The organism is Rhodanobacteraceae bacterium, assembly GCA_016713135.1.
Classification (GTDB): Bacteria; Pseudomonadota; Gammaproteobacteria; order Xanthomonadales; family SZUA-5; genus JADKFD01.
In genome coordinates this window covers 355975-368370 of record JADJPR010000002.1, presented here as the reverse complement: position 1 = coordinate 368370, position 12396 = coordinate 355975, and the positions used below count along the sequence as shown (strand labels likewise).

The following is a 12396-nucleotide window of genomic DNA, read 5'->3' as shown; positions in this document are numbered from 1 at the left end:
CCACGGCATCGTTGACCTGATTGATGCAGGTCTGCAGCAGGCGCAGCTCGGCCTCGGCTTCGCGCTGCTCGGTGATGTCGCGGATGAAGCCGTGCCAGAGGATGCTGCCGTCGGCGAGCGGTTCCGGTTGTGCCTCGCCGTGCATCCAGCGCACCCCGCGGCCAGGTACGTGGATGCGATAGGCGTGCGACCAGGGCACCAGTCCACGCGCGCTGGCGTCGATGGAGGCGTACAGCGGCATCAGGTCGTCCGCATCCACCTGGGCGAAGGCCGCATCGGCGCTGTCCAGCAGTTGCGCCGACGACAGACCCCACAATTCCTGCGCCGCCTCGCTGACGTAGGGCAGGTCCATGCGCCCGTCCGCATGCCGCCGGAACTGGTAGAGCACGCCAGGTGCCTGGCGCGCCAGCTTGCGCAGCACCGCGTGGCTCTCGCGCAATTCGGCCTCGCTGCGGCGGATTGCCGAGATGTCCGACAGCGTGCCCACCTCGCGGATCGGCAGGCCGTCGCTGTCGCGCTCGATCACGGTGCCGCGGTCGAGGACCCACTTCCAGCTGCCATCGCGGCAGCGCACGCGATACTCGCTGCGATACATCGGAGAGCCGCCGCATAGTGGCTGGCCTCGTCGCGTTCGACCTGGGGCAGGTCGTCCGGGTGCACCCGGATCCGCCAGGCGGCCATGTCGTCCGGGAATTCGTGCGGTTCGAAGCCGAGGATGCGTTTGAACTCGTCGGACAGCACGGTGGCGCCGGTCTGCGGATTCCAGTCCCAGACGCCATCCCCGGTGGCCTTCAGCGCCACCCGCACCATCTGGTACTGCGCTTCGAGCACGCGGTCCATCCGCCGCTGCTCGCGGTGGCGCACGGCTTCCAGCAGCTCGCGCTCGATCGCCGGCACCAGGCGCGCCATTCGGTCCTTCATGACATAGTCGTTGGCACCCATGCGCATCAGGTCCACCGCCGGCTCTTCTCCGATCAGCCCGGAGACGACAATGAACGGCAGGTCCGGATCGACCGCGCGCACGGTGGTCAGCGCCTGCAGCGCACCGAGCCCGGGCAGGACGAAGTCGGAGATCACCAGGTCCCAGCGTCCTGGCGCGAGTTCCGCGGCGAGATCCCCGGCGGTTTCAACGCGCGTCACCTCGACCTCGAAGCCGCCGCGCCGCAGGTGGCGCTCGAGCAGCGCGGCGTCGCCCTCGTTGTCCTCGATCAACAGCAGCCGCAGGCTCCGCGCACTGGCCAGCAGTTCCTCGACCTGGCTCGGATTGATGCGTCTGCCTGAAAATGCAGGCTGAAACACGTACCCTGGCCAGGAATCGACTGTGCCTGGGCGCGCCCGCCATGGCGGCGCATGATGCGGTCGACCGTGGCCAGGCCGATCCCGGTCCCGGGGAAGATGGTGGGACTGTGCAGTCGCACGAAGGGCTGGAACAGTTCGCTGGCGCGTTGCGGATCGAAGCCGACTCCGTTGTCGTGCACGTGGATGACGGTTTCGCCGCCGTCGGATGCGGCGCTGACGCGAATCCGCGCAGCGGGGCAGGGGGCACAGAACTTGAAGGCGTTCTGCAGCAGGTTGGCGAGCGCAAGGTCCAGCAGCGGGCGGTCCGCGCGCACGCGGATGCCGGGGGCAATGTCGACCGGGATCGCGGTTTCCCTTGATTCGTCGCGCAGGCGACCGACGATTTCCTGCGCCAGCGCGCTGACATCCACCTCGCGCACTTGCAGCCCGCTTTGGGCGATGCGTGCAAGCCGCAGCAGCCCCTCGACCAGATCGCTCATGCGCCGGGCTTCCTGACGGATCCGCGTCAAATGGCCGCGCGCAAGGCTGTCGAGTGCCGGGCCGGCGTCCTCGTCGAGCGCTTCGCTCCAGCCGAGGATGCCGCGCAGCGGCGCGCGCAGATCGTGCGAAACCGACTGGGTGAACGCGCGCAATTCCTGGTTGCTCGCATCCAGCTGGGCGGTGCGTTCCGCGACCCTTCGTTCAAGCCCGGCGTTGAGGTCCAGCAAGGCTTGCTCGATGGCCTTTCGCGCAGTGACGTCGACCACGATGCCGGCTAGCCGAGCGGCGCCATCATCGTGCTCGACCACCGCGCGGCCCCAGATCCAGTGCAGGCTGCCGTCGGGCCAGATCACGCGGACCTCGAGGTCGAGTTCCTCGCCGCAGGAAATGACCCTGGCCATCGCGTCCTTGGCCCGCGCGCGATCTTCCTGGTGCACATGGTTCAGAAAGATCTGCTGGCCCCATTCGGGACACAGTTCCTGGTAGCCGAAGCAACGATCGTGCTCCAGTGAGCGGGTTGCCTGCAGGGTCCTGAGATCGAGCGTCCAGATGCCGATGCCGGCCGTCCGCAGCACCCATTCCAGGCGGTGCTCGCTGCGGGCCAGCGCCTGCTCAGCCAGCACGCTGGCAGTGAGGTCGCGGGTGATCGCGAGGTGGCGGATGCGCCCACTGAGCGGATCACGCATCGGCGTGGCGGCGCTCTCGATGTGCAGCACGCGCCCTTCCAGGCTGACCAGACGGAACTGCAGGCGGCCGGGTTGGCCTGCGCAGACCGCGCGATGGAAGCTGGCGAAGCGTTCGCGATCATCTGCGTGCACGAAGTTCAGCAAGCCGATGCGATTGGCCGCAGAAATGTCGCGGACGCCGAGCACGGCCAGTCCAGCGCGATTGATCTGCACCAGCGTGCCGTCGCTGTCGACCAGTTTCACGCATTCGGGCTGCTGCTCCACGATCGCTTGCAGCAACTGCGTGGTGCGCCTGAGTTCGCCCTGCTCCAGCATCGCGCGGGGCAGGTGGCGCACCACGCTGGTGATGAGCTGTCCGCCGGAGCCGTCCGGCACTGCCAGCAGGCGGATTTGGGCCGGCGCCTGGCCACCCGGCGACGGCAGCTGCGCCGGGGCTGCCCAGCAGATGCTGGCGCCGGTGCGCACTGCGATCCGGTGCTGCTCCGCCCACTGCGGCCCCCAGCCACCAGGGCACACCGCTTCGAGCTCGCGCCCGATCGCTTCCGGGACGCGGCAGCCCAGCCATTCGCAGGCCGCCGGGTTGAGGTCGCTGATACGTACGCTGCCGTCGCTGGCCATCCGCGCCCACAGCACCGGCTGGTCAATCAATTCGTACACCTGGCGCCAGTCGGCGCTCTCCTGCGATTCCACGCGCGCGGCGGCAGCTTCGCTCACGTCGTTCCCACCGAATCGGCCCGGTTACAGTCTACAACGATCATGCGGCCGCGCTGCCCTGCGGCTGCGATTTCCGGCCGTATCGATTGCGCATCGAGCGCGGAGTGGGCAGCCTTGCGCGCGCCGACCGTTGGCCTGTCCCGGAGCCTGCCATGATTGATGCCCGAGAAGCACTCCAGCGACTGCAGCAGGGCAACCGCCGCTTCATCCTGGGTGCCGACAACGCGCCGCTGGCCAGCCGTGCGCACCGCGAGGAACTGGCGGAGGGCCAGGCGCCGGTCGCGATCATCCTCGGCTGCTCGGACTCACGGGTGCCCGCCGAGATCGTGTTCGACCAGGGGCTCGGGGACCTGTTCGTCATTCGCGTGGCCGGCAACATCGTGGCGTCCTCGCAGATCGGCAGCGCCGAGTTCGCCGCCGAGCGCTTCGGCACGCGGCTGATCGTGGTGCTGGGCCATTCCCGTTGCGGCGCGGTGTCGGCCACGGTGGAGGAACTGCGCCGCCCGCGCGAGAACCAATCCCCCAACCTGCGTTCGATCGTCGACCGTGTGCGCCCGTCGGTCGAGGCCCTGCTCGAGACCGAGTTGCGCCACGACACTGATGCCCTGATCCATCATGCGGTGCGCAGCAATGTGCGCGCTTCCTGCAATCAGCTGAGGCATGGCTCGCAGGTGCTGGAACGGCTGATCGAGAAGGACGGGTTGTGGGTCGTGGGCGCGGAGTATTCGCTGGAGACCGGCGTGGTCGAGTTTTTCGACGGTGTGCCGGATCTGCCGGACTGAAAACGGGTACCCGCGGAGCGCCAGCCAACGCGCTCCGCGGGCACTGCTGCCGCCTCAGCTCTCCGAGCTGCCGACCTGGATGTGCATGTTCTCGATCGCGTCCTTGCCGTACCAGCGGCCGTCGATCAGCACCAGTTCGATCTCCTTCGACAGCGGCGCGTCGAACACCGTGACGGTGGTGCGCACGCGGGCCGTGGCGCCGACGATTTCGAGCACCTCGACCTGGGTGCTCGCCAGGATCGCATCGATGTCCAGGCCATACAGGCGCACCGCGCGTTTGCCCGCCGCCAGCATGTTGCCAGCCTTGGCCAGCACTTCCTCGAAGCTCAGCATCCGCGCCTGGTCGAGGTTGCTGATCCCGGTGGCGCGTGCCGCATCGGCCACCAGGGTCAGTGCCTGGCGGGCGGTCTCGGAACTGAGGAAATCGGTGGTCGTGACCCATTCCTGGATGCCCGGCAGCGCCGCGCGCAGGGTGGCCCGTTGTTCCTCGGTCAATTCCGCATCCGGGCTGGCCAGCGCCATCTGTGCCGCACCGATGCCCATCATGATCGCGCCAGCCGCCTGCGGGCGGGCCTCTTCCAGCTTCGGCTCGATCTCCGCCATCAACAGGTCGACCGCATTCGGCGCGGTCAGGCGCCCGAGTTCCTCGGCGAATTCGGCGCGCTGCTCGTCAGTGATCGGTTTTGCGCGCGCCAGTTCATAAGCCTCGCGCACTTCCTGGAACTTCGCTGCCGGCATCATCGCGCGCACCAATCCGGCGAGATCGTTGCCGCGCAACAGGCGTGCGGCTTCGCGGATGTGCAGCGCAGGATCCGGCGCAGCCACGCTGGCACTGCTGGCCGGCAGCGGAGCTTCCTGGGCCAGCAAGGGCTGGGCGGCGCACAGGCTGGCGAGCATCAGGGACAGCGACAACAGCGAGCGTTTCATCGGCGTTCTCCTCGGTGGGGACTTTAGTGTGCTAGTGATGTGCAACACCAAAAAGTGTCGGAAGTACTGGCCCGCCAATCGGCGCAGGCCCGGCGAGGTGCTTGCTGTGCAGCCGGATTCGCGCTCTGCTACGGACCAAAGCCAGCCACGCCCGGGAGTCCGCCATGACCTGTCTCCGTTGGATTGCGCTCTGCCTGTTGCTCGTCGCGCTGCCGGCCATGGCGCGCATCGAGGTGCGCACATCCGAAGTGAAGAGCGCCAACTATCGCGAGCTGGCGACCGAACTCGAAAAGTCAGGCGTGCTGGCCGAGTTCGCAAAGGGCATCAACGACTGGATCGACGTGCCGGAAACGGTGGGCCTGCGCTTCGCCGAGTGCGGCGAGGCGAATGCCTTCTACGACCCGTCCAAGCGCGAGATTTCGATGTGTTTCGAGCTGATCGAGGCCTACTACACCAGCCTGGAAAAGAGCTACGAGAGCGAGGACGAACTCGACGACGCGGTGTGGAATGCCTTCTCGGTAGTGCTGTTCCATGAACTTGGGCACGCGCTGGTGGACGTGCTCGACCTGCCGATCACCGGGCGCGAGGAAGACGCCGTCGATCAGCTGGCGGCATGGTCGCTGATCGACAACGCCGATGGCGATTACGCTGTGCTCGATGCGGCGCTCAGCTACTACGTCAGCGGCGAGGAGAGCGGCAACGAGTTCTACGCCAGCGATTTCGCCGACGAGCACTCGCTGGATCCGCAGCGTTACTACAACCTAGTCTGCTGGGTCTACGGCAGTGATCCCGACCGCCACCAGGACCTGATCAGCGACGAATGGCTGCCGCCCGAACGCGCCGAGCGCTGCCCGGCCGAGTACGAGCAGATCGACAAGGCCTGGTCGCGGCTGCTGGCGGATGCGGAGAAGTAGGCGCGGGCTGCGGGTAGTTGCCGCGAGGACGCGGTTAGCGCCTGCGCCGCACGCCTGCGTGTCGGATCGGTGAGATTCCCGGTCGCCCCCACCCGTGCGCTTGTTCGCGCATCCAGCTGTCGCGTCCCCGTGCCTGTTTTTTTTGTCCGCAAAGGACGCAAAGGACGCAAAGAAGGCAAGAGCGACGTGGGTGCAGCGTCCGGATCTAGTGTGGTGTTCCGTAATTAAGTTGAAGAAATTTCCGATGAATTTTGCGGCGAGGCAAGGCGAGAGGAGGGTGAAAGCCGGCGGCTTGCGCGGCATGCCGCGCGCCGGCGAACGCCCGCAATGGTTGCGGGCCGGAACCGGAGGTCAGCAGGGCTATGGCGACGACGAGCAACGCCGCAGGCGCAAAAGGCGCGGAAATAATTCAAGGTAATTACGGAACACCACACTAGCTCTACTTTGCGTCCTTTGCGTCCTTTGCGGAAAAATGTCTTTTGTTTCATGTTCAGTGAGGGTGGTGTCACTCCGGCACGGCCAGCGCCAGCGTCTCCTTGACCTCTTCCATCACGGCATAGCTGCGTGACCCGGACACGTGCGGCAGGGTCAGCAGGGTCTCGCCGAGCAGCCGGCGGTAGGCGCCCATGTCGGCCACGCGCGCCTTGATCAGGTAGTCGAAGTCGCCGGAGACGAGGTGGCATTCGAGCACCTGGGGCAGTTCCACCACGGCCTGCTTGAAGGCCTGGAACACGTCCTTGCTGGTGCGCACCAGGCGGATTTCGACGAACACCAGCAAATCGGCGCCCAGGCGCGCGGGATTGAGGCGTGCGTGGTAGCCGGTGATGAAGCCCTCGTCCTCCAGCTTCTTGACCCGCTCCAGGCAGGGTGTGGGCGACAGGCCGACGCGCTTGGCGAGTTCCACATTGGCGAGGCGTCCGTCCTGCTGAAGCTCGCGCAGGATCCGGCGATCGATCCTATCCAATTGATTCTTTTGAACTTTCTGTTGACGCATGGTGTTTCATGCTCCGGCGTGGCCTGGCCTCAGCGGATTATGCTTCGAATCGGCGATATACAGCCGAAAATTCCAGCCACGCATCCATACACTTCGCGCCCATCCTGTCGGGGCCCGCGCAGGCAGCGAGTTGCGCTGCTGCGGCGCAGCATGACAGGCCCACCCCAAGCACGAGGCGAGGCAATCATGTTGATCGGCGTTCCCAAGGAAATCAAAAACCACGAATACCGCGTCGGCATGGTGCCGGCCTCGGTGCGCGAACTGGTCCAGCACGGCCACCAGGTCATCGTGCAGACCCAGGCAGGCAGCGGCATCGGCTGCTCGGACGCCGATTACGTGGCGGCCGGTGCGACCGTGCTGGCCACCGCCGAAGAGGTGTTCGCCAAGGCCGAAATGATCGTCAAGGTCAAGGAGCCGCAGGCGGTCGAGCGCGCCCGCCTGCGCGAAGGCCAGGTGCTGTTCACCTACCTGCACCTCGCCCCGGACCTGCCGCAGACCGAGGACCTGATCAAGTCCGGCGCCACCTGCATCGCCTACGAGACGGTGACTGCGGCCAACGGCGGCCTGCCGCTGCTGGCGCCGATGTCCGAAGTGGCCGGCCGCATGTCGATCCAGGCCGGCGCCACCGCGCTGCAGAAGGCCAACGGCGGCCGCGGCATGCTGCTCGGCGGCGTGCCGGGCGTGGAGCCGGCCAAGGTGGTGATCCTCGGTGGCGGCGTGGTCGGCGCGAACGCGGCGCTGATGGCCGTAGGCCTGGGTGCGCAGGTGATCGTGCTCGACCGCAATGTCGACGTGCTGCGTCGCCTGGTCGCGCAGTTCGGCACCCGCATCGAGACCGTGTTCTCCAGCGCCGATGCAGTCGAGCGTCACGTGCTGAGCGCGGATCTCGTCATCGGCGGCGTGCTGGTCGTCGGCGCCGCGGCGCCCAAGCTGGTCAGCGCCGAGATGGTCAAGCGCATGAAGTCCGGCGCAGCGGTGGTCGATGTCGCCATCGACCAGGGCGGCTGCTTCGAGACCGCGCACGCCACCACCCACGCCGATCCGACCTACATCGTCGATGACGTGGTGCACTACTGCGTGGCCAACATGCCGGGCGCGGTGCCGCGCACTTCCACCTTCGCGCTCAACAACGCGACGCTGCCGTTCATCCTGGAACTCGCCAACAAGGGTGCGAAGCGCGCGATGGCCGAGAACGTGCACCTGCTGCGCGGCCTCAACGTGCACGCCGGCAAGGTCACCTACCAGCCGGTCGCCGAAGGTTTCGGCTTCGAGTACGTGCCGGCTGAGAAAGCGCTCGGGCTGTAAGCGCAAGAGGCCCGTCCGTGCCGCCGGTTGGCGGCGCGGACGTGCTCCGGGATCGGTCATTCGAAGCCGTTCCTGAAGACCAGGTCCGGCGCGGCGCCCACGGTGTAGACCTCGCCGGTGGTGAAGCTGCCGTTGCCGGCGCCGGCGCCGCCCAACTGCGCGCCGCCGCCGAAGATGCTGTCGTTGTCGATCAGGTCCAGGCGCAGGGTGCCGCTGCCGGTGCCGAGGTTGACGGTCACGTTGGCGGTGGTGCTGTTGCCCGACACGCCGGTGACCGTGGCGCCGCTGATGCCGCCGGTGGTCGTGAGCGCGAAGTCGCTGCCATCCACGCCCGTGACGCCGGGATTGAAAGTCACCGTAAACGTCACACTGCTGCCGGGCGTGGCCGGATTGGCGCTGGCGCGCACGATCGACACCACCATGGGCACCGCTGCCGGCTCGGCCTGCGCTTCGTAAGAACCGATGTCGCTGCCATCGCCGCCGGCGGCGTTCGCGGGAGTCAGGTCCACGGTACGCGCGAAGCCGCTGCCGCGCTGGTCATTGACGCTGCCGGTGTGCACACCGCCGTCGAGGGCAGCGCTGCCCGCAAACAGCGCGTAGGTCCGGGTCTGGCCGCCATTGAACGACAACATCCCCAAGCGCGGGTTGACGTTGCTGCGATCGCTGGCGTGGTTCAGCAACGGCAGGACGGTATCGGAGAGATTGAATCCTCGCGAGTCGATGCTGCCCGGCCTGGTGGCGGTCACCAGCACGAGGTTGCTACCCGTGGTGTTGGCGAGCAGGGTGTTCTGCAGGCGGGTGATGCTGGTCACCGTGGCGGTGGCCGATGCGGTGCGGATGCCGCCGCCGGCGCTGCCGACGTTGCCTGCCAGCGTACTGGATGTAAGCTCCAGCACGCTGTTGCTCGCGGTGCCACCGACGCCGACATGCGCGATGCCGCCGCCGAGGCCGGCGCCATTGGCGGAATTGCTGCCGATGGTGCTGCCGCGCACGATCAGGCGATGGTTGTCGCCCTGGAAGTAGATGCCGCCGCCCTGGGTGCTGGCGATGTCGCCAGTGATCGCGCTGTCGCTGATGACGCCGTTCGAGTTCGCCAGCGACACGCCTGCGCCGCTGGTGGCCAGGTTGCCGGTGACCTCGACCTGGGTCAGGTGCAGTTCGGCGCTGAAGGCATCGATGCCGCCGCCGAAACCGTCGCCGCCATTGCTGCCATCGTCCAGCCCATCGATGAAACGCATCCCGGTGATCCCGATCTGCACCGGCTGGAAGATGTCGAGCAGGCCGAAGGCCGTGGCGCCGCCGGCGCGACGGAGCGACAGCGATTGCGCGCCAGGGCCGTCGAAGTTCATCTGGCCGGTGGGCTGCGGCAATCGGGTGGCGAGGAATATGTTGGCCGGCACGCCCAGACTGAACAGCACATCGTCCGTCCCCGGACCGTTGGCATTGGCGTCGAGGATGGCCTGGCGCAGGCTGCCGGCGCCGCTGTCGTTGGCGGTGCTGACGAAAATCGCCTGCGCCTCGACTGCGCCGATATCGGCGTTGTTGCCGCCCGTCGCAGCATTGATGGTCGCGATATCGACAGTGCCATTCAGTCCGCGCTGATCGCGGCCATAGCGCAGACCCTTGTCCAGCGCCGGGCTGCCGGCCAGCGGCATGTGCGTCGGCACCTGGCCGGAATGGATGGCCAGCGGGCTGAGTTTGGGATCGAGCGGATTGCCAGAGGTGCCGGTCTGGTCGCCGGGTTGGGTGAAGCTGGTGACGTTGCCGGGATTGCCGATCAGGTTGTGGCCTTGCGACTGGGGCGCTGCGCCGCCGAACTGTTCGATGTCGATGCTTGTCGCGCCGACCAGGTTTGCAGCGATGATCGTGTTGCGGACTGAAACGGTAGAAAAGGTGAGACGAAGTCCAGTACCGCCAGATGTGTTGCGATTGCCGGCAATGGTACTGTCGATCAGCATCCCGCGTCCGGCGTTGAAGAAGACACCGCCGCTCTGGTTTGCGCTGACCGTCGACGCCACCAGCAGCAATTCTGCCTCAGCCCCGCTTTCGATTGCTGCGCCGACAGTGGTTGCCCGGTTACCGTGGATCGCGCTTTCGCGCACCACCATCGCTGCATAGTCCCGGTTGCGGATGCAGCTGCCAGAGTCGCCCGCGCTGTTCTGCACCACGCTGCGGGCAACCGTCAGGTGAGCACCTTCCGCATTCAGAATCGCACTGCCCTCTCCGGTGTTCGGCGTCCCCACCCCGTTGCCCTCGGTCAGCGTCAGCCCGGAAATTCCCACCCGGCGATCAGCCTGCACGGCGATCACGCGACTCTGGCGATTCCCCGAGATTGCCAGCCGCTGCGCACCGGGCCCATGGATGGCGAGATTGCGGTCGATGCTGAGCTGGCCGCTAGTCAGCGTGATCGTCGCCGGCGCCAGCGTCAGTGCGGGGTCGAACCAGATATCGCTGACTGCCGGCGCCACTGGCGCATCGGCGATGGCTTGGCGCAGGCTGCCGAGGCCGCTGTCGTTGGTGCTGGTGACGATCAGCGGCGCCACTTCCACCGCACCGATATCGGCATTGTTGCCGCCGGTGGCCGGCGCGATGCTGGCCAGATCAAAAGCACGCGTCACGCCGCGTGCATCGCTGCCGAAGGCTTTGCCCTTGTCCAGCAGCGGGCTGCCTTGCAGCGGCGCATGCACCGGCACGGTGCCGCCATTGTGGCTCAGGGGGCCGAGTTTGGGGTCGAGCGGCGCCGCTGCGGTCCCGACTTGGTCGCCCGGCTGATTGAAGGCAGTGATGGCGCCTGGATTGCCGATCAGGTTGTGGCCCAGAGAGACAAAGCTGCCTCCGTTTTCGCTGAGATCGTCCCCGGAGTTTGCGGCGACGACGCTGTTCTGCAGCGTGGCAACCGTTCCAGCCGACATGCGAATCCCCCGGGCGTTACCCGCAATCGTGACGCCGACCAGCGTGGTTGGCTGCGTGATTACCAGCGCCGCGATGTCGCCGGATGGTGCATGGCCTGAAAACGTGACACGCTCCAGCTGATTTGGACCCGCGCCACCGATCAGGACCCCGGTGCTGGCCAGCACGCCGCTGATACTCGTGGTGTTGTCGGCGAAACTGCTGTCGTAGAGAGCAAGTCGACCCGAGCTTCCCGTGAAGATGGCCCCACCATTGGCCACAGCGCGATTGCCGCTGATGTCGCAGCCATGCACAACCAGCCCTGCCCCCAGAGCGTAGATGGCACCGCCCGGGCCGCTGACAACCGCTCCTGCCCCCGTCCCTTCGGTCATTCGCAGGCCGCTCAAGGTGACATTCCCGCCCGCGGTGACGGAGATGGTGAAGATCCGGCTTTGGTAGTTGCCCGAGATCGTCAGGCGATGCGCGCCAGGACCGACGATGGCCAGGGCTTTGTCGATCAGGAGATCACTCCCGCCGAGCACGATCGCCCGCGGCGTGTCGAAAAACGGCGAGGCAAAGCTGACCAGATCGCCCGGCGCCGCCACCGCGATGGCTTCGCGCAGCGAGCAGTCGGCATCACAGACGCCATCGTTGGTGTCGGCGATCTTGGTGACTGTGCGCGTCGCGCCATTCTCCAGGAGCAACAGGTTTGCCGACGTCACGCTACCCACGTCGCCGCTCCAGCCATCCTGGAAACGCAGGATCCAGGTGCCGTTGGCCGGCTGGTTCAGAAACGCGGTGTTGAACGACGTCACCGCTGGCGGCGGCACGGCCACCGGGCCGGCGACCACGCTGCGCGAGGTTGAGGCCGGGATATTGACGTCAGCCAGCCCGGCATTGGTCCACCAGTTGCTGCCGGCCTCCAGAAAGGTCTGCAGGTTGGCGCTGACCAGGTTGGCCGGGGATCCGGCCGACGTGGGCGTGGTCGCGCCGGTGCTTTCGAACACCAGGTGCTCGACACCGGTCGGCGCGATCAGCGAGACCCTGAGATCGCCGACAAAGGGATGGTCGGCGGCGAACTGCACGCCAACGCCGGTGAGGGTGCCGTTGACGCCGGTCACGTCGAAGCGCACATCACGCGGCGCGCCGTAGTTGCGCGGCCCTGCGCCAGCACCATCCGGGATGGTCCCGAGGTTGCTGCCCGGGAAAGTCATCGCGCCGGCGAAGGCGTCGATCGCAACCAGGCACCCGCACAGGCCGAAAGCGGCCACCCAACGACCACCCCCACGCTTGCGGAACATGCAGATCCCCCGGTTGGCGATGATTTGAGTATGGGCTGAAACCGTGACGTCGATCACGATTTCAACACCCTTTGGCTGCTGCCGCCCGCATCGCAAGCAGCTCCA

The 12396-nt window shown here is 66.9% G+C and carries 8 protein-coding genes and 1 pseudogene; 3 read left to right on the top strand and 6 right to left on the bottom strand.

All coding sequences use genetic code 11. The features are described 5' to 3' along the window. Positions 1-103: 103 nt before the first annotated feature. From IPK27_03860 to IPK27_03850, 3 genes and pseudogenes are all read right to left on the bottom strand, one after another. Positions 104-595 (bottom strand): annotated as a pseudogene (locus IPK27_03860) (PAS domain-containing protein). Then, a complete protein-coding gene (locus tag IPK27_03855; protein MBK8066773.1) occupies positions 523-1212 on the bottom strand; it encodes a response regulator in 690 nt (229 codons plus the stop codon). Before IPK27_03855 ends, IPK27_03860 begins: the two are co-directional and overlap by 73 nt. Next, complete coding sequence (locus IPK27_03850) at positions 1209-3179, bottom strand: PAS domain S-box protein (GenBank protein MBK8066772.1); 1971 nt, start codon at positions 3177-3179, stop codon at positions 1209-1211. The genes IPK27_03855 and IPK27_03850 overlap by 4 nt, the downstream gene beginning before the upstream one ends. Before the next feature lie 152 nt (positions 3180-3331). Here IPK27_03850 and IPK27_03845 point away from each other — a divergent pair, with 152 nt between their 5' ends. After that, positions 3332-3961 (top strand): carbonic anhydrase, encoded by a 630-nt coding sequence (locus IPK27_03845; GenBank protein MBK8066771.1) that lies wholly within the window; start codon positions 3332-3334, stop codon positions 3959-3961. 54 nt (positions 3962-4015) lie between these two features. Here IPK27_03845 and IPK27_03840 read toward each other — a convergent pair whose 3' ends face one another. Continuing rightward, entirely contained in the window at positions 4016-4888 is an 873-nt protein-coding gene (locus IPK27_03840; protein MBK8066770.1) for a hypothetical protein, read from the bottom strand. 164 nt (positions 4889-5052) lie between these two features. Between IPK27_03840 and IPK27_03835 the strand changes: the two genes are divergently transcribed. After that, on the top strand, positions 5053-5802 hold the full coding sequence (locus IPK27_03835) for a DUF4344 domain-containing metallopeptidase (GenBank protein ID MBK8066769.1): 750 nt from the start codon (positions 5053-5055) through the stop codon (positions 5800-5802). A 505-nt stretch (positions 5803-6307) separates the two neighbouring features. Here the strand turns inward: IPK27_03835 and lrp are convergent. Then, the gene (gene lrp / locus IPK27_03830) at positions 6308-6796 is read right to left on the bottom strand and encodes a leucine-responsive transcriptional regulator Lrp (protein ID MBK8066768.1); all 489 of its coding nucleotides are present in this window, start codon (positions 6794-6796) and stop codon (positions 6308-6310) included. A 186-nt stretch (positions 6797-6982) separates the two neighbouring features. Here lrp and ald point away from each other — a divergent pair, with 186 nt between their 5' ends. Beyond that, positions 6983-8101 carry an alanine dehydrogenase gene (gene ald, locus IPK27_03825; GenBank protein MBK8066767.1) on the top strand — a complete coding sequence of 373 codons (1119 nt, stop codon included), beginning with the start codon at positions 6983-6985 and terminating at the stop codon, positions 8099-8101. A 56-nt stretch (positions 8102-8157) separates the two neighbouring features. Here ald and IPK27_03820 read toward each other — a convergent pair whose 3' ends face one another. Continuing rightward, positions 8158-12291, bottom strand: a complete 4134-nt coding sequence (locus IPK27_03820; protein MBK8066766.1) for a CSLREA domain-containing protein — start codon at positions 12289-12291, stop codon at positions 8158-8160. Between the last annotated feature and the right edge of the window lie 105 nt (positions 12292-12396).